The 18,793-nt window shown below is 32.5% G+C and carries 24 protein-coding genes, 2 tRNA genes and 1 other RNA gene; 8 read left to right on the top strand and 19 right to left on the bottom strand.

The window, feature by feature from the left end; translation table 11 throughout:
* The first annotated feature begins 4 nt into the window (after window positions 1-4).
* Both AAHN00_RS14020 and tnpB read left to right on the top strand, forming a co-directional pair.
* The gene (locus AAHN00_RS14020) at window positions 5-430 is read left to right on the top strand and encodes a hypothetical protein (RefSeq protein WP_342271013.1); all 426 of its coding nucleotides are present in this window, start codon (window positions 5-7) and stop codon (window positions 428-430) included.
* Window positions 418-771 (top strand): IS66 family insertion sequence element accessory protein TnpB, encoded by a 354-nt coding sequence (gene tnpB / locus AAHN00_RS14015; protein WP_342271632.1) that lies wholly within the window; start codon window positions 418-420, stop codon window positions 769-771. Before AAHN00_RS14020 ends, tnpB begins: the two co-directional genes overlap by 13 nt.
* Here tnpB and AAHN00_RS14010 read toward each other — a convergent pair.
* Both AAHN00_RS14010 and AAHN00_RS14005 read right to left on the bottom strand, forming a co-directional pair.
* Window positions 768-1,964 carry an IS66 family transposase gene (locus AAHN00_RS14010; protein ID WP_342270935.1) on the bottom strand — a complete coding sequence of 399 codons (1,197 nt, stop codon included), beginning with the start codon at window positions 1,962-1,964 and terminating at the stop codon, window positions 768-770. The genes tnpB and AAHN00_RS14010 overlap by 4 nt on opposite strands.
* 215 nt (window positions 1,965-2,179) lie before the next feature.
* Entirely contained in the window at window positions 2,180-2,413 is a 234-nt protein-coding gene (locus AAHN00_RS14005; RefSeq protein WP_250310741.1) for a hypothetical protein, read from the bottom strand.
* A 201-nt stretch (window positions 2,414-2,614) separates the two neighbouring features.
* Here AAHN00_RS14005 and AAHN00_RS14000 point away from each other — a divergent pair, with 201 nt between their 5' ends.
* Window positions 2,615-3,799: an IS3 family transposase gene (locus AAHN00_RS14000; RefSeq protein WP_342270912.1), complete on the top strand. Its 1,185-nt coding sequence runs from the start codon at window positions 2,615-2,617 to the stop codon at window positions 3,797-3,799.
* Between the two features lie 220 nt (window positions 3,800-4,019).
* Here the strand turns inward: AAHN00_RS14000 and AAHN00_RS13995 are convergent, their stop codons facing one another.
* Together AAHN00_RS13995 and AAHN00_RS13990 are read right to left on the bottom strand one after the other, a co-directional pair.
* Complete coding sequence (locus AAHN00_RS13995; RefSeq protein ID WP_342271631.1) at window positions 4,020-4,586, bottom strand: hypothetical protein; 567 nt, start codon at window positions 4,584-4,586, stop codon at window positions 4,020-4,022.
* Window positions 4,573-5,028 carry a transposase gene (locus AAHN00_RS13990; RefSeq protein WP_342271630.1) on the bottom strand — a complete coding sequence of 152 codons (456 nt, stop codon included), beginning with the start codon at window positions 5,026-5,028 and terminating at the stop codon, window positions 4,573-4,575. Before AAHN00_RS13990 ends, AAHN00_RS13995 begins: the two co-directional genes overlap by 14 nt.
* A 443-nt stretch (window positions 5,029-5,471) precedes the next feature.
* Here AAHN00_RS13990 and AAHN00_RS13985 point away from each other — a divergent pair, with 443 nt between their 5' ends.
* Window positions 5,472-5,645 (top strand): hypothetical protein, encoded by a 174-nt coding sequence (locus tag AAHN00_RS13985; RefSeq protein WP_342271629.1) that lies wholly within the window; start codon window positions 5,472-5,474, stop codon window positions 5,643-5,645.
* A gap of 184 nt (window positions 5,646-5,829) precedes the next feature.
* Here AAHN00_RS13985 and AAHN00_RS13980 read toward each other — a convergent pair whose 3' ends face one another.
* Together AAHN00_RS13980 and AAHN00_RS13975 are read right to left on the bottom strand one after the other, a co-directional pair.
* Window positions 5,830-6,684 (bottom strand): Rpn family recombination-promoting nuclease/putative transposase, encoded by an 855-nt coding sequence (locus AAHN00_RS13980; protein WP_341755239.1) that lies wholly within the window; start codon window positions 6,682-6,684, stop codon window positions 5,830-5,832.
* 167 nt (window positions 6,685-6,851) lie between these two features.
* On the bottom strand, window positions 6,852-7,418 hold the full coding sequence (locus AAHN00_RS13975; protein ID WP_342271628.1) for an IS630 family transposase: 567 nt from the start codon (window positions 7,416-7,418) through the stop codon (window positions 6,852-6,854).
* 199 nt (window positions 7,419-7,617) lie between these two features.
* Between AAHN00_RS13975 and AAHN00_RS13970 the strand changes: the two genes are divergently transcribed.
* Window positions 7,618-8,151, top strand: a complete 534-nt coding sequence (locus tag AAHN00_RS13970) for a hypothetical protein (protein ID WP_342271627.1) — start codon at window positions 7,618-7,620, stop codon at window positions 8,149-8,151.
* Here the strand turns inward: AAHN00_RS13970 and AAHN00_RS13965 are convergent.
* The 3 genes from AAHN00_RS13965 to AAHN00_RS13955 form a co-directional block, all read right to left on the bottom strand.
* Window positions 8,122-8,198: transfer RNA gene (locus AAHN00_RS13965), tRNA-Arg, on the bottom strand. The genes AAHN00_RS13970 and AAHN00_RS13965 overlap by 30 nt on opposite strands.
* Window positions 8,199-8,491: 293 nt before the next feature.
* Complete coding sequence (lpxB, locus tag AAHN00_RS13960; RefSeq protein WP_342271626.1) at window positions 8,492-9,655, bottom strand: lipid-A-disaccharide synthase; 1,164 nt, start codon at window positions 9,653-9,655, stop codon at window positions 8,492-8,494.
* Window positions 9,648-11,222, bottom strand: coding sequence for a phosphoethanolamine transferase (locus tag AAHN00_RS13955; RefSeq protein ID WP_342271625.1), 1,575 nt, complete (start codon window positions 11,220-11,222; stop codon window positions 9,648-9,650). The genes lpxB and AAHN00_RS13955 overlap by 8 nt, the downstream gene beginning before the upstream one ends.
* Window positions 11,223-11,261: 39 nt before the next feature.
* On the opposite strand from AAHN00_RS13955, the gene ruvX reads away from it, so the two are divergent.
* Window positions 11,262-11,735: a Holliday junction resolvase RuvX gene (gene ruvX, locus AAHN00_RS13950; RefSeq protein WP_342271624.1), complete on the top strand. Its 474-nt coding sequence runs from the start codon at window positions 11,262-11,264 to the stop codon at window positions 11,733-11,735.
* 243 nt (window positions 11,736-11,978) lie between these two features.
* Here the strand turns inward: ruvX and AAHN00_RS13945 are convergent.
* The 6 genes from AAHN00_RS13945 to AAHN00_RS13920 all read right to left on the bottom strand — a co-directional run bounded on the left by AAHN00_RS13945 (window position 11,979) and on the right by AAHN00_RS13920 (window position 14,881).
* Window positions 11,979-12,055: transfer RNA gene (locus tag AAHN00_RS13945), tRNA-Met, on the bottom strand.
* Window positions 12,056-12,306: 251 nt separating this feature from the next.
* On the bottom strand, window positions 12,307-12,534 hold the full coding sequence (gene rpmE / locus AAHN00_RS13940) for a 50S ribosomal protein L31 (protein ID WP_341748295.1): 228 nt from the start codon (window positions 12,532-12,534) through the stop codon (window positions 12,307-12,309).
* Window positions 12,531-12,824: a 50S ribosomal protein L28 gene (gene rpmB, locus AAHN00_RS13935; RefSeq protein ID WP_341748296.1), complete on the bottom strand. Its 294-nt coding sequence runs from the start codon at window positions 12,822-12,824 to the stop codon at window positions 12,531-12,533. The genes rpmE and rpmB overlap by 4 nt, the downstream gene beginning before the upstream one ends.
* A gap of 103 nt (window positions 12,825-12,927) precedes the next feature.
* Window positions 12,928-13,680, bottom strand: a complete 753-nt coding sequence (dapB, locus tag AAHN00_RS13930) for a 4-hydroxy-tetrahydrodipicolinate reductase (protein ID WP_342271623.1) — start codon at window positions 13,678-13,680, stop codon at window positions 12,928-12,930.
* Window positions 13,677-14,159, bottom strand: a complete 483-nt coding sequence (locus AAHN00_RS13925) for a flavin reductase family protein (protein ID WP_342260094.1) — start codon at window positions 14,157-14,159, stop codon at window positions 13,677-13,679. The genes dapB and AAHN00_RS13925 overlap by 4 nt, the downstream gene beginning before the upstream one ends.
* Window positions 14,144-14,881: a transporter substrate-binding domain-containing protein gene (locus AAHN00_RS13920; RefSeq protein WP_342272691.1), complete on the bottom strand. Its 738-nt coding sequence runs from the start codon at window positions 14,879-14,881 to the stop codon at window positions 14,144-14,146. The genes AAHN00_RS13925 and AAHN00_RS13920 overlap by 16 nt, the downstream gene beginning before the upstream one ends.
* 220 nt (window positions 14,882-15,101) lie before the next feature.
* Between AAHN00_RS13920 and ssrA the strand changes: the two genes are divergently transcribed.
* Together ssrA and AAHN00_RS13910 are read left to right on the top strand one after the other, a co-directional pair.
* Window positions 15,102-15,458, top strand: a transfer-messenger RNA (tmRNA) gene (gene ssrA, locus AAHN00_RS13915).
* Between the two features lie 232 nt (window positions 15,459-15,690).
* Window positions 15,691-16,173 carry a ClpXP protease specificity-enhancing factor SspB gene (locus tag AAHN00_RS13910; protein WP_342271622.1) on the top strand — a complete coding sequence of 161 codons (483 nt, stop codon included), beginning with the start codon at window positions 15,691-15,693 and terminating at the stop codon, window positions 16,171-16,173.
* 97 nt (window positions 16,174-16,270) lie between these two features.
* On the opposite strand, the gene htpG is transcribed toward AAHN00_RS13910, so the two are convergent.
* The 4 genes from htpG to AAHN00_RS15195 are packed head-to-tail and all read right to left on the bottom strand — an operon-like array spanning window position 16,271 to window position 18,722.
* Window positions 16,271-18,130: a molecular chaperone HtpG gene (gene htpG, locus AAHN00_RS13905; RefSeq protein WP_342271621.1), complete on the bottom strand. Its 1,860-nt coding sequence runs from the start codon at window positions 18,128-18,130 to the stop codon at window positions 16,271-16,273.
* Between the two features lie 22 nt (window positions 18,131-18,152).
* Entirely contained in the window at window positions 18,153-18,425 is a 273-nt protein-coding gene (locus AAHN00_RS13900) for a hypothetical protein (protein ID WP_342271620.1), read from the bottom strand.
* Between the two features lie 20 nt (window positions 18,426-18,445).
* Window positions 18,446-18,571: a hypothetical protein gene (locus AAHN00_RS13895; protein ID WP_342271619.1), complete on the bottom strand. Its 126-nt coding sequence runs from the start codon at window positions 18,569-18,571 to the stop codon at window positions 18,446-18,448.
* The gene (locus AAHN00_RS15195; RefSeq protein ID WP_410521395.1) at window positions 18,513-18,722 is read right to left on the bottom strand and encodes a DUF167 family protein; all 210 of its coding nucleotides are present in this window, start codon (window positions 18,720-18,722) and stop codon (window positions 18,513-18,515) included. The genes AAHN00_RS13895 and AAHN00_RS15195 overlap by 59 nt, the downstream gene beginning before the upstream one ends.
* Window positions 18,723-18,793 lie beyond the last annotated feature (71 nt).

The following is an 18,793-nucleotide window of genomic DNA, read 5'->3' as shown; positions in this document are numbered from 1 at the left end:
TACTATGCAAATACCATCAATTACTATTGAGCAAGTAGCTCAGCAATTTAAAGCCTGGCGTCAAACTAAAACTAATAAGTTTGATCCTATACCAAACCATCTAAAGGAATTAGTTTACCAATTACTCCATCATTATTCTTACCAAGAGATAGCTAAACATCTTAATATTAATAAAGCAACAATCAGTTCAATTAAAAAAGCCCATGAGCCTACCCTCAAAACTTCTCCTGTCTCAACTTCAAATCAAGCTCTACAACAAAATATTAATTTTCTCCCATTTCAACTATTAAATTCTATAGATACCGATCCTGTAGCTGCCCCCAAACAAAATCACTATACTTGTCACATTATTAAACCAAATGGTACCAAACTTATTATCCAAACACTAGAACCAAAAACCATAATTCAGACATTTTTATGCTGCAACTAACCCCGGCGTCAGTTATTTTTGTTGCCACTATTGCCATCGATTTTCGCAAGGGTATCGATGGCTTAATCGCTGTTTGTAGACAAAAACTTTCTTCTGACCCTCTTAATGGTTCCTTGTTTTTATTCTATAATAAAAACAGAACTGCCATTAAAATTTTGTCCTTTGACGGTCAAGGCTTTTGGCTATGCTCTAAACGCCTATCCAAAGGTAAATTTACCGCAAAACTTTTCCCATCTGATAATTCATCTTATCAAATTTGTTATAGAACCTTACACATTCTTATTCATAATGATGATCCTAGTTCTGCCAAATTCTCTAATGATTGGCTTCCTGTCGTTTAAGCTGCTGTCTCGATTAATTCCGTATTATTCATATATCTTGCATAGGCAAAAGGCGTATAATTCGCAGGACGCTTCTTTGCTTTGCTACTCTGCTCTTGTAGCCAATTTAAATATTTAAAGGCATTGATCTCGTTCTCACTACAAGTCTTTACTATACTATACAGACCACTATGTATCTCAGCACTATTGATTGTTTTAAAGAATAATGAATTCTTCCTTTGTAAAATAATGGTACGCAGTGATCTCTCAGCCCAATTATTATCAAGATTGCTAACTGGGATTTTTAAAAATTGGGTCAAACCTTCTTTATTATTTATCCAATATTTCATAGCTTGTCCAAGCCTACTATTAGGCTCAACTTTCTTGTCATTAAATAATTCGTCTATTTTGTTATATATGTTTTCTATATATTTACTGCTATGTTCCTGATGATACCCAAGTTTTTCTTCAGGACTCATCTCTTTACATTGATGTTCATTGTGGTAAATCCCTCGTGTTTGTTTGAGAAAATATCCGCATTCTTCAGGGTAATATAGTTCATTCTCTGTAAATTTTCTCTGACCATGTGACAAACAATTGATCATCACTATTATTGCCAGTAATTCTTGATCTGCTTCTGATAATACCGGGTTATTATTGTTACTTGCGTCAGTCATTAATTGGATAGAATCTGTTCTATTCTTACGATTCTTTAGTACGTTACCTATATTTTCTCCACCATGCCTATTACCGGTAAAATATAAAACTATCACCTCATTATTTGCAGTCTTAGCACATATTGTAGTAGTATAACAGCTGCGTCCTTTCTTATTTTGAGTACGTAATTTCTTATTGGCTATAGTAATTTCTAAAATCCTAGCTCTAGTATCATCAAGGTTCAGTGAACTACATTCGGCAGCCATTTCCAATAATACCCCGTAAATTTCAGCTCCACCACCTTCTTGCCAAACATCTAAATATTGTTGCCAGAGCGAGCTATATGCCACAGGAACACCACTTAAACTTTGCAGCCTAGATAAACGGTAGAAAGGAGTACCATAGGTCTTTTGTAACACTATTGCACTTCTGCTACTATTTGTCCATTTGTTGATATTTTTATTGTTCATAACTATATAATCACAAGCATTACAACGTAGCGTTTTCTTTACATATCTGTTGACTGTAATTGGAGCATTACCTGTAAATTGTAGCAATTTTCTAGCTTCACTATTATATAGTTTGCCATTACAACAGTGAGGACAGCTATCACCACTACAAAAATTCTCAGGAGTTAAATAGCTGGTATTCGCATCCTTATAATCATCAAACCCATATTTACCTTGCCAATTACTACGATCTATCTTTTTGGGCTTATCGCACTCTTCTTCATTACCACCATTCCCGTTATCAGATTCACTTGGCGGTTCTTTTAATGAATCTGAACTATCTTTTTTTTGTTATCTGCCTTAAAACCAATCAGCATTTCCTTAAGCTTATTTATACTGATATTTGATGATGCTAGCTTGTCTATTAGCTCATTACAAAATTTCACAAGTTCTACTATCGTTTGCTGTTCATCTCCCGTTAATGAACTTTCCTTGACATGTTGTATTAGTTCTTCTCGTTCTTCAGCACTTAAGGTCGCTACTTTTGGTTTTTTCATTTGATTAATTATCATTATTATTAATATTTCAAATGTTATAATATAATTAGTACTTTTTCAACTAGTTTTTATTACAAAACTTACGCTATGTTATCTCAAGTATGACTAAAAACTATAATGGACTGAAAAAATTAGACAAAGAAGCAGGTATTTTTGTTTCTCAATAAGTATAGAATAATAAATAAAATTAAAGAGAAACAAATGGGTAAAAAACAAATTAAAAATTTTAGTGCAGAAGCAAAAACTAAAATAGTATTAGAGATGTTAAAAGAAGAATCAACAATAGGTCAGTTATCGGTCAAATATGAAGTAACGGCTAAAACTATGCAAAACTGGAAACGACAATTTTTAGATAATGCGTCATTGGCATTTGAGCCAGCAAAAGCTGTTAGTGAGTACAAAGGGCAGATTAGTGAACTTAAGAATCAAAACGATGAACTTGCAAAAGCATTAGGTAAGGCTACAGTCGAGAGGGACTGGGCGGTGGGAAAGCTAAACAGCTTGGACTTATCAAATAAGAAAAGTCTTGTCGACCCCAAGCTGAGTACGTTAGCAAAGACAAGGCAATGTGAACTATTAAAGATAAGCAGATCTGGAGTATATTATAAAGCTAAAGTAATGAGCTTATATAATCTTGATATTTTAAATAGAATAGATGAAATATATACGGATAACCCTGAGTATGGTTATCGTTATATATACAAACAATTATTGGAAGACGGCTTTAATGTGGGCAGAGATAGGGTGCTTAAATATATGGGAATAATGGGTATAGAAGCTATTCATCCTCATAAAAAGCAATCTACTTCTGTGAAGGATGGTCAACATAAAATTTATAGCTATTTGCTTGAGCCGTACTGGCACAAATCAGGAACGAATAGAACTATTCATGTACCTTATGTTAATCAAGTGTGGAGTGGTGACATTACTTATATTAGAACTAACGGAGGATTTATGTATCTTGTGGCGATTATAGATTGGCATAGTAAGGCAATACTAAGTTATAAAGTATCTAATTCTATGGATGCATCACTTGTAACCGATGTATTAAAAGATGCACTGAATAAATACCCTGCACCACAAATATTCAATAGTGATCAGGGTAGTCAATATACTGGACATGAGCATACGGGAATTCTAAAAGAGAATAATATACAAATCTCAATGAACGGTAAGGGTAGAAGCATTGATAATATTGTGATTGAAAGATTTTTTAGAACTTTAAAATATAATTGTATATTTATAAATGATTTTAAAAATATCGCAGAACTTAAAGATGGTATTGATAAATACATGGATAAATATAACAATCAAAGATTCCATTCAAGTATTGGTTATAAAAAACCGATGAACGTGTATCTTGATTACTTACAAAATGCAGCTTAAAAATTATGTAAAATGGGAAACAAAATTAGTGAAAAATTTGTCTTGAAAAATCAGTCCAGTTTCAACCTTGGCTGAAAGCCATTTTTTCATAGTAAAGAATTTTAATAATATCTCAGTACAAAGCCACTTATCATAAAACATAGCGTAAGTTTTGATTAATCGGTGATATTTGCATAGTAGAAACCCAAATTTATACAATAAATTCATACTAGCAAAAAAATTAGATAGTGTTACGCAGTTTTGCTGCAAGTATACGATTATTATGAAACGATTTTGCTGACAGTACAAAATTTCTACGACCACTGACTACTACCGCAACTTTATTGCCAAACTCATATGGCTTGTTTCGTTTTCCCTTCCCTATACACTCTACCTCAGGGGCATGAAAACTATACAATATTTTATTCTGTTCTTTGTATTGCTTTTTCTCTTCTCTTTTTAAAACAGATTGGCTATGTATTTGTTTTACTTTTTTCAATACTTCTTGATCTCTGATAGATAAGTTTAATTTCTGATTTTTTATCTCACGCTCACATATTCTAACCAAACGACCAAGTAACGTTTTTAAATGCTTCATTATTTTCCAACGCTTCTTGGCTTTGCTATGCTCTTTATACTTCCAGAGCTTTATTATATCTCGCTTATAGGTTCTAGCGTAGGTTTCGTTTAAACTTATACCCAAACTTTGGCAAAGCTTCACAATACTAAGCCTAGCTTTATCCATTAAATAAACATCATGTGGGTGCTTGATATTCTTAATTTGTACCGTTGTATCAGCAATTATCAATTCCAAATCTTTTTTTTTTAATTGTGTTAGTTCTTATTCCAACTCTTATCAACTCTGCTAATATCTCGTTATATCCAGATTCACCTAATAAATTACGAAATCTTCTTATGCTAGTTTCCGACATCGCTATATCTGTTTCTATATATTCCCACCCACAGAAATATTGCCAATACATGTTTTCTTTTAGTTCTTCCTCTGCTAATGAATCTGAAAAATTATACATTGCTTGTAGCATCGTTACACCAAGCATCACTCTATGACATTTTCTATTTCTACCAAATCTCTTAATAGAAACATTTTTTGATAACCATTCTTCTAGACCAGACCAATTTATTAATTCTCTTAATTTATATAGCTTATTATTTGAGTTTAATTCTTCTTTTAATTTATAACCAAAAAGTTTTCCTTGTTTTTGTGATTTGATAATATTTTCTATTGGCATATTGACTGAAATCCATAAGGTTTATTAGCATATTTTAACATTTTCTTATGGATTTCTTTATTATTTTCTGCCATTAAAACCTATTATCTATAAGACTTATAGAGTTTTGCCGGACAGACTATATACTCAGGTAGAACTTCAAGAATTGGCGTTCCCGCGACCAAAGATCGAAGCTGCCTAGTTACTCATGTACGCTACGCTGCTCGACTTTGCTACTGCCTAGCTCTTCTTGAAGTTATACTATCGTCTACCAACTCTTCATTTACGAGCAGTATATAGTTATTATCAACTCTTCTGCCAAAAAAACCTACAAATTAATTGTAAATTGACAAGTAGTTAACCACTCTGCACTGCAAGTGCAGAGCTTAATATTACGGCATGAATGCCTCATGTATGTACTAACTTAAAAGTTAGAAACTATTTGTGTATGGCTCATTTAGAAAGTGTCACAACACAAAAAGAATATATCTGTGAAGTGTAAGATTTTGTTAAAAAATATCTTATCTTATCTTTTCTTGATAAGATATTTAAAATTTATGTTGAAACGACGCACTGCAAGTGCGGGGTTTTTCTCCCAAAGTGGGACAATAAAATTTTCTATACTATTAAATATTTAGTCTAATTAACCGGAGGAAATACCATGAGCATCATGCTTCTAACCGAAATGTTGCTAAAAGTATTGGTGGACTCTAGTGGATGATTTACGAACCCAAATCGATGTAAGAATTGCTATAAATCAGCATCTATATTATAATACCAGTACACAACCCTAAAACTTCCAATAACCATATGGCTAATATACTATTTTAGTAGTTTGTTGATTTCTTCAATACTTAAACTAGTAATATTAGCTATATGCTCAGATGTCATATTTTCTTTAAGTAATTTTCTAGCTATAGCTATTCTTTCTTCCACTCTACCTTTTTCTAGTTGTTTTTTCAGAGTATTAGCTTCGATACGCAGCCATTTAAGATGATCTTCATAAGCCTCCCTTTCTTCGTCAGTAAAGTTCATAACACCTAGCACTGTTAGAGCTTTTTTTAAGCTGGCATTGTCTAATTCTTTAGGCAAATTATCTTTGTTCAGTAGATCGTGTCTTGTTAGAAAAGCTGTCCACATATCTAAAGAGTTTTTTACTTTAGCTACGATGTCAGGTAATTCTTCTTGAGAATTCTTAGTAAACTTATTGAGTTCGATAGTGTGTAATTCGAGATCTTTGAAATACACCAATCCACTATCTTTTTCAACTATATGAAAAACATTATGATATTTATCAACACTTGGAATAGAAGTGAAGTTTAGAATATGAATACCAATAGCTTTAGATAAAAGAGAGTAGTCCTCAGCGATTTTTAATTGCTCAGTATACAATTTAGCCCAATAATATAAAGCTCGCTTATCATAATCAGCTTCGTCGCTAATTTGAATTTCAATATTAAACCTTTTGCCATCAACAGATTTGGCTTTAATGTCTAATATTGAGAGTTTATCCTTCTTAAAGTTTTTAGGATTATATGGATTAAGCAGCGTTATCTCTGCCACTTGATCCTCTTGTCCAACGATAGAATTAATCAAGGATATCAGCAAGTCCTTATTCTCTTCTACACCAAAGATTTTCTTAAATGCCAAATCGACTCGAGGAGTTATTTTATCCATATATGCTATTAGGTAGTTATCAATTATAAAGCTAGTATAGCACAGAAATTATAAAGCACTAAGTAATATAATGTGAAAAATATAATGCAGAAACTAATAGCATGTATCCATGAAAATTCAATGCACGCTACGCTATAAATGCATTGAGTTTCCATGGATATACTCAATTAACCTGAAGAGTTGGCAAAATGATTAAAAGTTATAGTCTGAAATTGGTCAGTTATAAGAGTAAGCAAATTACCTTTGTATTTATCAATATTAGCAAAAAATCTATCTATAGCTTCTGAGAATTGAGCAAAATTATGGTAAAATTTATTATTTGTTACAATTCTATGCATAAATTTCCATAATCGTTCAATCGGATTAAGATTAGGGCTATAGGGTGGTAAAAATACTAATTCTATTTTGCTATTTACTAGATACTCCTTTACTTTCTTTGACTTATGATACCCAGCATTATCACAAATCAAATATATCTTCTCTTTATTAGGATTTTCTGCTTCTAATTTTTGTAAAAAATTGATTATATAATCACCACTTACTTTAGGATTATCTGTGCTAACTAATTGCAAATCAGATAAATTAATTGCTCCTATTAAATGCTTCCTTTTCCAGCCACTAAATGTTGGTAAAGTTTTATTTTGATTCTTTCTGATCCAACCATAACGGGCTTTTGTTTGATACTGAGGATGAACGCTATCCATAAAATATATAGCTTCTTCACTTAACAGCAATGCTTCTGCTATTTCTCCATAGCTCTAACCTTTATCATACAGCAAAACTGCCTTAATTCGGTCACATACTCTCCTATCTCGTTCATTACCATGACGTGACTTCAGTGCCGTTCTTTGTTCAGATGTTAAAATATTTCCCATTATCATATTCTAGCTTCTTTCTTCTCTTCCTTCAACTCTTCATTTACGAGCAGTATACGTGAAAGAAAAAATAATACTACAAAAAGTAGAAAAAGTATTAGCAACACTCCATTTAGAGCCTGAATTGCATTCTGAAGTAATTAGTTATATTAAAGCTTCAGCAAAAATAGAGCAAGGTTTTCATAAAATGCGTATAGGAGAGCTACATACTGAGCATACTAAGATCAAAACTCGTATGGATAGGTTAACTGATTTATTTTTAGATGGTGATATTAGCAAGGAATATCATGAAGAAAAACGTCAGAGATTAATACAAAAACGTGAAGATATCGTGAGAGAAATAGAAAGCCATAATAATGCTGATGATGAATTTTCAGAACTATTGATTAACCTAGTAGAACTGGCTTCCAGAGCGTTAGAAACCTTTAAAGGTTCGACTACGGAAGGAAAACGTAAATTGATGAATTTAGTATTTTCGAACCTAGAGCTGAATGGCTATAAGCTTGAGTATAGCTTGCGTCCACCGTTTGACGCATTCGTAAAATGCACTAAAATCGAAGAATGGCACACCCTAGAGGATTCGAACCTCTGACCTACGGATTAGAAATCCGTTGCTCTATCCAGCTGAGCTAAGGGTGCGTATACTCAAATGATTTGGAGAATTACGACAATAAATAAACAAGGGATGAGCGAACGCAAGCAGTACATAAAGTATGTGAGTACGCGAAATTCCTGCAAGTATTCGCAAAAGCCAATTCTTCAAAGCAGAAGAGTATATATACAAAGATGTTTGTTTTATATCAGCTAAGGTGATCTTTTTCAAGTGCAAAAAATAATAACTTTTCTTCTAATATAACTGGTTCTTGTATCTAATAGTCAATTTCATCGTTATTTTTGTTCTCGAGTTCTTACAAGAGGGGTACTATGATATATCAGTTTAAACATTCTGACTTTATAATATGCGCTGCTACTCTTGAAGGAGAGCTAGGACTTTTAAAACCTAATTCTATTAAAATCTTCCTGCTTTCTTTCACTTGCTGTGCTGCTTTTTTCCTGTCAACTAATAGTGATGTAAGCTTATCTGCTATATTTGATTTAGTACAGTTAAACTGGATAAATTCTGGTAATATCTCTTTATTAGCAATAATATTAATCAAAGAAATATAAGGTATTTTTATTAGTAACTTTATTAATAAAAAACTTAAGATATTTAATTTATAAGCAACAATCATTGGAGTATTACAAGCGGCAATTTCTAAGGTATTAGTGCCAGATTTTGCTAGAGCAAGGGTAGCTACAGCAAAAATCTTAAGTCTATCACTTGAGAAATGGTAGTTAAATGCTGCATCTGATAAAAATGGTTCAATTAAAGATTTATGACTAGACTCAGCCGTGACAAATATCACTTCAAGATTAGGGAATTTTTTTGCTAGTAGATTGATCGCCGCCGTGAATACCGGGGCATGTCTTGTTATTTCACCTTTGCGGCTACCACAAGTGACACATAACACTTCTGAATGAACAGGTATTTGTAATTCTCGCTTTAATAGCTCTTTATCTTTATCATCATAAAAATACTGCTCTAATATTGGATGACCAATATACCGACAATCTAGACCTACCTTCTGAAAGTACGGTGGCTCGAATGGCAGTAAAGCCAACAAATGATCATAAATTTTAGCGTATTTCATAGCCCGAGAAGGTTTGTATGCCCAAACGGATGGTGCTACAATGTGAATAATCTTTAAATTGGGTCTAGCTGCTCGAATCTTCTTTGCTACTCTATAAGTAAAGCCTGGCGAGTCTATGGTAATTAACAAATTTGGGGCATGCTGAATTATATCAGCAATAGTACGCTTGATTAGCTTAGTGATCTTAAAAATATGTGGTATAATTTCGACGAAACCCATAAGATTTATTTGACTAATCGGGAAAAGGCTATGCTCTAACCCCGCTTCTTCCATCTTGCTTCCCCCTACACCAACGAACTCTAATTGTATCTCCTCCAGCTTATAGAGATCTTTTAGGCTTTGTATCAAATGACTCCCTATAAAATCTCCTGAGATTTCACCAACAATTAGATAAATTTTAGCCATTTAACCTCTGCTTACTACATAGGCTTAAATTTTTGTCAATCACAGCAGAATGAATGCCAACACAATCAAGGATCGAATGAAATACATAGTCATGACTAATTTCAGAGCCTAAATGATTGGCTATAGAACTTACCAAATCAGGATGTCTTTTTTTAAATTCATCCGATATCCAAACTAGAAAAGGCACTGTGGTTTGTTCTGGGATCATAGGTCCACCGTGACCGTAATAACCATGTTCTCCCAAAGATTCTGCATGATCAGAAACATATATTAGGATAGCGTTACTATTTTTTAATAGATCTATTACATTATACAAAAAAAAATCTGTATATAAAATGCTGTTATCGTAATCATTAATCAATTCTTCAATATCACAACTGCTCTGATCTACCTTAGTAATGGAATTACACTTAGGAGTAAATTTTTGAAATTCTTTAGGATATCTAGCAGAATATTTCCAATGACTACCAGCTGTGTGGATAACTAAAACATTTTTAGTAGTAGAATTTACAATATTATTTTCAATATGAGGTAACATTTTTCCATCGTGATCAAGCCTCCTTAATAAAATAGAACCACCAGGTATCATAGTAAACCTAACTTCATCATAAATTGTAATTGGGTTTTTACTTCTTAAGTATCCTACTATATTCTGAGTGCCAATCCAATTAGTGTTAAAACCAAGCATGGTAAAAATTGACAAAAAACTCGTTTCTTCTGTACTTTTGTCTAAGCTACTCGCAGGATGGCAAGATAGAAGAGATGGAACAGAAAGATGTGTGTGATTGGAAGCAGACTGTGCTTTAAATGAAAAAAGATTTTCAACAGAACTTAAATATGGCGTAGTGTCCCTGTGATAACCATTAATACCAAAATGATCAAATCGTGCTGATTCTCCTATTACAAGTACCACTGTAATATTTTGATCCGATTGATCAATGAAAGAAAACTTCTTACTTATATCATCACGCATTGCACTTCTTTTGTTATTTAAAGATAAATATGTGTTATGTAAATATTGGATAGGAAAATAACCCCTTAGCAAATTAAACTGCGGCATAATAATATTATTAATGGTAATTAAAAGACAAATTGCCGCTAGTAATTTTGTAACAAATAGTTTACTATCTAAAATAGAGAAATGCTTCATCGTATAAATACAAGTAGCTATGCTAAAAATTAGCCAAACAATTAGCCTAATACTAACTATCTCATATACTTCATTGAAGTCAGTAGAGAAAAAGCTACCCATCATCTCTTTTGTAGGAGAAATTTTGAAAAGATATAGATAATAGCTGGCAATTGCTCCCGTTATAAATAAAAATATTGCTCCTATTATAAAAACAAGTTGATGGATAGTTAAACCAAAAAAAATGATAAAGCAAGTAAAGCAAATATAAATAGAGTCCTTACTCAACTCCAATATTGCTTTAAAAAAAGTGAATTTGTAGTAGCTGAATTTATAAACAATAACTGCTGAATTAAAAAGTAGACAATAAATAAAAGAGAACACCAAAGATAGTTTGATTAGTTTACTATCTAAATGTTTTTGGATTAGTTTTAACATATAAATAACGTACTTTTGTATGATTGTAACTTAGGTATCATGATAACATCAACACTGCAAGAGTTTTTTCAACTTTTACAAGTTAATAGACCAATTATATCTGTTGATTATGGGATACGAAAAACAGGCATCGCTGTCTCAAATCAAGAACATACCATCGCTATGCCTATAAAAACTATATATGAGATAACAGAAGAAAATAAGATCAAATCAATATTAAGCTTGATCACAACCTATTCTAGCTGTGGTGTTGTCTTAGGGCTACCGATTAGTATGAATGGTCAGGCTAGTGATCAAACTGCGATTGTATTAAAATTTAGCAAAAAGCTTAGCTTAGCCATAAATCTTCCTATATATCTACAAGATGAAAGACTTACTTCTCTTGCTGCCAATAGTTTATTAAAATCGCTAGGAATCAAAAGACGAGAACGTAAGCAAAAAGATGATTCAATCGCAGCAAGTATGATTTTAGAAACTACTTTAGATTCTATTAAGAAACTCCACAGAACCTAAGTGTATCCTAGTGTAATAAAAATACATAGACGTCATATACTGTTCGTAAATGAAGAGTTGATAGACGATAGAATCAAAATCATGATAGTAGCAGGAATTACCAAATAGAGGTGCTAGGCATACATATTAGTACGTGAGTATCGCTATAATCTTGGATAATGACAATGCAATTCTTGATTTCCATCGAGTATATATGGGACACTGCAAGAACAAACTCAGATAGACTAAAACTCGTACCATAATTGGTTGCGGGGGTTGGATTTGAACCAACGACCTTCAGGTTATGAGCCTGACGAGCTACCAAACTGCTCCACCCCACGATAATGGAAGTACCTGTGAATTGATTCTTCTTGGTAATTTTATTGTCAAAACTTGCTTCCGTTCCTTACGTATATTTGCGGTATACTCTTCTACATTTTTCCTAAAAATTATTCAATTCGTAGACACTCCTATAATACACGCACACACTTACCATGACGTCATCCTAAATTTATTTCAGAACCTAAACTACTTAGTTTTAACAAATCCTCCACCTCGCTTAGGATGACATCCACCTTGAGTAAAAGCCTAGCTATACTTTTTTACCAAAACTAAGCCCAGCAAACTTCTTATTAAAGTCACTGATATTTTTATTAGATTGGTTAACAACATTTCCAGATTCTTTAGTCCATGCTGGATGTTTCCTATAATCAACATCCATCAAAATCTCTTCTGCATGACCACCGGAGTTTGTTTCAAAAACATCCTTACTAATAATAATTTTGAATTTTTTATATTTTGGGTGTATTCCAGTTTTCATAATGAAGCACCAACTTTTTTCTCAGCTATCTTTCTTTTAATTACCTTTGCTTTATCTGAGAGTACATCACATGATATTTTAAGCATATATGCATCAAAACCACCTACTTTCTCAACAGAACGCATACATTTGGCATTTACCGAAAGTTTATATTCTTGCTTCGTCAGATCACTTGCAAACCTCACCACCCTTAGGTTAGGTTCAAATCGTCTTCTAGTTTTTCTTTGTGAGTGCGATACTTTATTACCATATAAAACACCTACTCCACTAAGCTCACATCTACGAGACATCGTGATCTCCCTTCCCATAATTTATAACACAGGATTATACTATATAATAAGGTCTTATGTCAATATGTATATTAATATTATGTAAACTTTAATGTAAAAATCGTCAACACCTTTGAAGTAGCGAGAACATATCACGCATTGAATAAAGACCGGCTGGTTTATCAAATAACCAAATGGCAGCCTGAATTGCCCCATCAGCAAAGGATTCTTTACTTAATGCTTGATGTTTTATACTAAGAACTTGGTTATTACCTAAAAATAACACTTCATGTTCCCCATGTACCTGCCCTCCCCTAATAGAACTAATACCAATTTCATCAGGCTGTCTTTGACCTTTCTGACTACGATCAAATACTGCATATTCATCAAAATCTAAATTTCTAGCCTTAGCTACAGCCTTACCCAACATTATAGCTGTACCAGAAGGTGCGTCTTTCTTCATACGATGGTGACAATCTAGAATCTCTATGTCGTAAGTATTATCTAGAATTTTTGCTGCCTTTTCTGCCAGTACTGTAAGTAAGTTCGCACCTAAACTCATATTAGCTGAATATAATATAGCCAAGCTTTTGGAAGCTGCGTTTAAGTAATCAAGCTGATATTGAGTTAGACCAGTAGTGCCAATCACTAATTTATTGTTGTAGCTAATAGCATAATCAAGTAATTTTTCTAATATTTCACTGCTAGAAAAGTCGATAATTACATCAGAATTCTGACAAAACTCAGCAAGATCATCTATGCTATTTTTTCTAGTAAATGTTGTAGAAAGTGTACAAGCATTAAATCCATTCATTCTTTGAATTATCATCTGCCCCATTTTACCAGTTGCACCACAAACACCTATACAAACAGTCATTTTAATCCTCTATATTGTCTTAAACAATGTACTAGTGGGTTTAAGTTACTGTTCACTATAGTATTTATCACCTCACCAACCAATATAACATGATCTCCTACTTCATATTGACTAAATTTGTTGCATTCAATATGGCAAACTGCTCCCTCAATCAAAGGGCAATTAGTAGTACACCCTAAATTATACGAAATACCCGCAAATTTATCAGTGTTAAACTTAGAAAAATGCCTAGAAATATCTTCTTGATTCTCAGCTAGAATACTAACAGCAAAATATTTACTACTAGTAAAAGCACTCATACTAAAAGCCTGTTTATCAAGACAAAACGATACCAAAGGTGGTAACAAGGAAACTGAGGTAAAGGAATCTGCAGTAAAACCAAATAGCTTATTATTGTATAAAGTAGTGATAATAGTAACACCTGTAGGCAAAGTGCTAAGAGCTTGTTTAAATCGTTCAGAATTCACTGTTGAAGCCATTTTTTAGTAATACGGCTAATTGTTCCATCTTCTGTCAATTCAGCAATAGCTTTATTAACACTATCAATAAGTTTAGAATTTTTTGGCATAGCAATAGCTAGTTCAGATGAAAACTCTGTTAAACCGAAGCTAGCAAGATCAGGATTATTCTCAATAAATTTCTTAGATTGGGATGCCTCTAGTACCACCGCATCTATAACTTTTGACTTTAACTCTTCGACTAGCATTAAATTATTTGATAAATAATTTATTCTAATATTAAACTGCTTAGCTAAATCCTGAACTATTACCGCCCATGTTGTACCAAGTTGTACACCCACAGCTTTATTATCCAAATCTCCAGTATTCTTTAAATTATCTGCTGATCTATACAATATTGACACATTTGTTGATATATAAGGAACTGAAAAGCTAATATGTTTTTTACGCTCTTCGGTTACCGATAACCCAGCTATCACTATATCAACATTTTCAGTAGTCAAAGATGCAAGTAGACCATTAAAATCAAAATTCTTAATTATAACTTTTTTCCCTATTTGTTCTCCTATAGCATTAATAATGTCAATATCAAATCCTACTATTTGACCATTTTGGATAAATTCATAAGGGGGGTTATCTGCAGAAGTTGCAACTATTAAATTTTGTTCTTTAGATTGATTATCACAACCAATTATTAAAAAGGAACAACATATAACAAGGAAGAATAGCTTTATTAGTTTCATAAAAATCAAATAACTGTTTTAATTAATCTGAGTTACCCGAATTTGGGATAAGAATTAGTCAATTCTTATCCCAAATTCGCGTGAGTTCGATGTAATAATTATCCTTCTATACTGGGTATAATGCCTACGCGGGAATGACATAGAGGGAATTAGAATCGAACTCATGTTAATTGATTATCGCACTTCTTATAAGTATATACAATAGACTTTTTTAAAATTTGCCCTTTACATCCTATTATAATTGTTGTAGTATAAGATTGCTGCTTTTGTAGCTATAGTAATAAACGTGATTTAGAATAGAGGTTGCGGACTCGGGGGCGGTACCCGACGCTTCCACCAAATTAAGTTGTGATAGAAGGATAGTACAGGTTTTATCCATAAGCTTTCATGGGGGCGAAATAGGATCGACGTGCTTAATAAAAAAATTATCTTTACTCGGTATAATTCCGCCGGACCTTGTGTCGTTGGGTTAAAAAAAGAAACGCAAATGATAATGAACGTTTCGTAGGAACTGCAGCACTAGCTGCCTAGTCCTACGCGGTTGGGGGCTTAACCGGGCAACAGAAAAAGCCCCGCTAGAATTTTACTTGCATAACTAGAGATATATAAAACCTCATGTGAATAAGGCTATTTAAATTTTGTTCAACCTATAGCTAACCTGAAAAGGTTTTAGTTATAATGTGACCTAGCTATAAGCTATGTCTTCCCGTTTTTAGCTAGGAATGACATCAAGGTTGTTACTATGGATCAAACATTTTCGGATTAGCTATATCTAGTTTTGTGTTATTTTCTTTGTTTAGTTTATAACTATGAAGACCCCATATCAACAATTTCTTAACGAATGTATGTTGGAATTTGTAAAAAAGATTCTTTCAAAAATTCGTACCGATAAGTTGCAGCTGAATCAACTCTTGTATATTTCTTACAAAACTGATAATCCTGCCGTAGTTTTATCTTCTAGGATAAAAGAACGTTATCCCAAAGAAATAACTATAGTAATACAATATCAATTTGAAGATTTAACTGTAGGACTCAATGGCTTTTCTGTAACAATTAGTTTTGATGGTATCAAAGAAACTATCTATGTACCATTTGATTCGCTTATCAGCTTTGTTGATCCTAATAATGGTTACAGCCTAAAGTTTAAGCTAGAAACAATCAAATCTAATGAATTGCCTAACGAGAAGAAAAGAGAAACAATTAAGGTGTCTAGCGATTCTAAAAGTAAATCTAATTCAGTAGATAATATAATAGTTTTGGACAAATTTCGGAAACCCAGTAAACCCGTATAACGCGAATCTGAGATAAGAATTTGTCAATTCTTATCCCAAATCGGTGAAATTATAGAAACAATCAGATTTAAGACGGCTCTGCATCTGATTGTTAAGTTTATAAGATAGCTTTTTGCATAATATCATTAAGTCTTTTTGCAAATCCACCAGTATCATTGACTGGCTCACCTTCTAAAATACAGGCTTGGTCATACATTAATCTAACCAATTCTTCATTAGCAGAATCTTTATTATTTGAGATTATATCAGCATTAATTTTCTCAATAATTTTATGCTTAGGGTTTAGTTCAAGTATTTTAGCAGATGCTGCCATTAATTGTTTTTGCTCAATTAAGAATCTTTCCATACGAATATCCATAGCTCCGTCTCCAACGGCAAGGCAAGCTGGGCTTGAAGTAAGTTTTTTAGAAATCCTTACATCTTTTACTAAATTACCTAATATTTCTTTAAAATACTCTGTTAATTTGGCATATTCATCATTATCTTCTTTGATATCCTCAGTTTTTTGCTCAGATTTCTCTAAATCAATATCACTTCTAGTAACTGATTTGATTGCATAACCTTTATAGCTACTATTAACATTAACCCAAAAATCATCAACTGTATCAGTAAACAGCAGTACATCGATATTTTTACTTAAAAATCCTTCTATTTGGGGGCTAGAGAGTAATTTTGCTGGATCATCACCGCTAAGATAATATATAGTGTCTTGCCCTTCTTTAAAGTTACTAATATAGTCATCAAGGCTAATCATTTTACTTAAAAGGCTACTACTAAATATACATGTTTCAAGTAATTTGTCATGATCACTAGTTGCTTCACACAGCCCTTCTTTTAAAGCAGCTCCAAAATTGGACCAAAATTTGCTGTATTCCTCTATAGACTCGTCTTTTTTCTTTTTGAGTTCCCCCAAGACTTTTTTGGTTATTGCAGCTTTAATCTTTTCTAAAGTACTATTATGCTGCAAAGATTCACGACTAATATTAAGAGGTAAATCCTCTGAGTCTACTACTCCTCTTAGAAACCTCAGGTAAGAAGGTATTAAATCTACATTCTCATCAGAAATGAAAACTCTCTTAATGTATAATTTTACTCTTCTCTTACGATCAGGGTGGAATAAATCAAAAGTCTTAGTTGACGGAATAAATAACAAATTAGTAAATTCAACAGTACCTTCATTTTTATTATGAATAGTTAACCAAGGATCGTCCATCGAATAAGATAAAGCTTTATAAAATTCTTTATATTGTTCAAAAGTCAAATCAGATTTCCGTCTTGTCCACAACGCAGAAGCTGAATTGAGCTGTATTTCATTATTAGTTGATTCATCAAAAAAGTATATAGGTATGGCAATATGATCAGAATAACTTTTAACTATATGCTTCAATCTAAAATGATCAATATAACTATCTTCTTCTGGCTTAACGTGAATAACTACCTCAGTTCCCCTAGTAAAATCATGAGCAAAATCATCAACAATATATTCCCCAAGACCATCTGATTGCCAGACATAAGCTTTCTCTTCTCCTGCTTTTCGTGAGGTAACAGTAATGCTATCAGCAACCATAAAAGCTGAATAAAATCCAACGCCAAACTGTCCTATTAACATACTATCTTTTTTAGCATCTCCAGACAGGTTGTTTAAGAAATTCCCTGTACCAGACTTTGCAATAGTTCCTAGATTATCGATCAAATCTTCTCGATTCATACCAATACCATTATCTCTAATAATGATCTGCCTTTTATCTTTATCAATTTTTACAGTAATTTTAAAGATAGGATCATCTGCAATAAGTTTTGCATCACTTTGTGCTAAATATCTTAATTTATCACAAGCATCCGAAGAATTAGATATTAACTCACGCATAAAAATCTCTTTATTAGTATAAAGAGAATGGATCATTAAGTTTAAAATCTTACCAACTTCAGCGTCAAATTTCTTTTTTTCTTGGGTCATAGTTAAGTCCTAATAATACTATTTAATAGTATTTAATATAGTGTTTTAAATGTAAATTTAAATAGTCTAATTCAATATTTTTTATTGCTAATAATTTTAAACTACTAGTGTAACCTAATATTATCTCAAAATTATTTTTATTGTCCCACTTTGGGAGAAAAACTCCGCACTTGCAGTGCGTCGTTTCAACATAAATTTTAAATATCTTATCAAGAAAAGATAGGATATTTTTTAACAAAATCTTACACTTCACAGATATATTTTTTTGTGTTGTGACACTTTCTAAATGAGCCATACACAAATAGTTTCTAACTTTTAAGTTAGTACATACATGAGGCATTCATGCCGTAATATTAAGCTCTGCACTTGCAGTGCAGAGTGGTTAACTAATTTTCCATTTTTTAGATAGAAAATTGATAATAGAATTATTAGCCTTGCCATCCTCTGGCACTGACTTTATAAATAATTTTAGATAATATTTATCATTAATTATAATAAACTCACCTATCTTATCTGTCTTCGCGTTAGCCTTAACCTTAAGAGCAAGAATGGCTAATTTCTTATTGGGGTTATAGTTAAAAATCTTACTCATATATTGCATTATCAACTTATTTTATAGGGTTTTGTCGCATCTATAAATCATACTACATCAAGATTGTTAAA

Origin of the sequence: Candidatus Tisiphia endosymbiont of Parasteatoda lunata (genome assembly GCF_964030955.1) — a bacterium.
Lineage (GTDB): Bacteria > Pseudomonadota > Alphaproteobacteria > Rickettsiales > Rickettsiaceae > Tisiphia.
The sequence above is the reverse complement of the archived record's forward strand: the minus strand, read 5'-3'. Positions and strand labels throughout refer to the sequence as shown.

What these genes read in the sequence shown, in the direction of transcription:
- AAHN00_RS13910 (WP_342271622.1), top strand. Translation starts at nt 15,691, where the DNA reads ATGAAGACCCCATATCAACAATTTCTTAACGAATGTATGTTGGAATTT.
- dapB (WP_342271623.1), bottom strand. Translation starts at nt 13,680, where the DNA reads ATGACTGTTTGTATAGGTGTTTGTGGTGCAACTGGTAAAATGGGGCAG.
- AAHN00_RS15195 (WP_410521395.1), bottom strand. Translation starts at nt 18,722, where the DNA reads ATGAGTAAGATTTTTAACTATAACCCCAATAAGAAATTAGCCATTCTT.
- AAHN00_RS13925 (WP_342260094.1), bottom strand. Translation starts at nt 14,159, where the DNA reads ATGGCTTCAACAGTGAATTCTGAACGATTTAAACAAGCTCTTAGCACT.
- AAHN00_RS14000 (WP_342270912.1), top strand. Translation starts at nt 2,615, where the DNA reads ATGGGTAAAAAACAAATTAAAAATTTTAGTGCAGAAGCAAAAACTAAA.
- AAHN00_RS13980 (WP_341755239.1), bottom strand. Translation starts at nt 6,684, where the DNA reads ATGGATAAAATAACTCCTCGAGTCGATTTGGCATTTAAGAAAATCTTT.
- AAHN00_RS14020 (WP_342271013.1), top strand. Translation starts at nt 5, where the DNA reads ATGCAAATACCATCAATTACTATTGAGCAAGTAGCTCAGCAATTTAAA.
- AAHN00_RS13920 (WP_342272691.1), bottom strand. Translation starts at nt 14,881, where the DNA reads ATGAAACTAATAAAGCTATTCTTCCTTGTTATATGTTGTTCCTTTTTA.
- htpG (WP_342271621.1), bottom strand. Translation starts at nt 18,130, where the DNA reads ATGACCCAAGAAAAAAAGAAATTTGACGCTGAAGTTGGTAAGATTTTA.
- rpmE (WP_341748295.1), bottom strand. Translation starts at nt 12,534, where the DNA reads ATGAAAACTGGAATACACCCAAAATATAAAAAATTCAAAATTATTATT.
- AAHN00_RS13990 (WP_342271630.1), bottom strand. Translation starts at nt 5,028, where the DNA reads ATGCCAATAGAAAATATTATCAAATCACAAAAACAAGGAAAACTTTTT.
- tnpB (WP_342271632.1), top strand. Translation starts at nt 418, where the DNA reads ATGCTGCAACTAACCCCGGCGTCAGTTATTTTTGTTGCCACTATTGCC.
- AAHN00_RS14005 (WP_250310741.1), bottom strand. Translation starts at nt 2,413, where the DNA reads ATGAAAAAACCAAAAGTAGCGACCTTAAGTGCTGAAGAACGAGAAGAA.
- rpmB (WP_341748296.1), bottom strand. Translation starts at nt 12,824, where the DNA reads ATGTCTCGTAGATGTGAGCTTAGTGGAGTAGGTGTTTTATATGGTAAT.
- ruvX (WP_342271624.1), top strand. Translation starts at nt 11,262, where the DNA reads ATGATAACATCAACACTGCAAGAGTTTTTTCAACTTTTACAAGTTAAT.
- lpxB (WP_342271626.1), bottom strand. Translation starts at nt 9,655, where the DNA reads ATGGCTAAAATTTATCTAATTGTTGGTGAAATCTCAGGAGATTTTATA.
- AAHN00_RS13955 (WP_342271625.1), bottom strand. Translation starts at nt 11,222, where the DNA reads ATGTTAAAACTAATCCAAAAACATTTAGATAGTAAACTAATCAAACTA.
- AAHN00_RS13895 (WP_342271619.1), bottom strand. Translation starts at nt 18,571, where the DNA reads ATGGCAAGGCTAATAATTCTATTATCAATTTTCTATCTAAAAAATGGA.
- AAHN00_RS13900 (WP_342271620.1), bottom strand. Translation starts at nt 18,425, where the DNA reads ATGGCTCATTTAGAAAGTGTCACAACACAAAAAAATATATCTGTGAAG.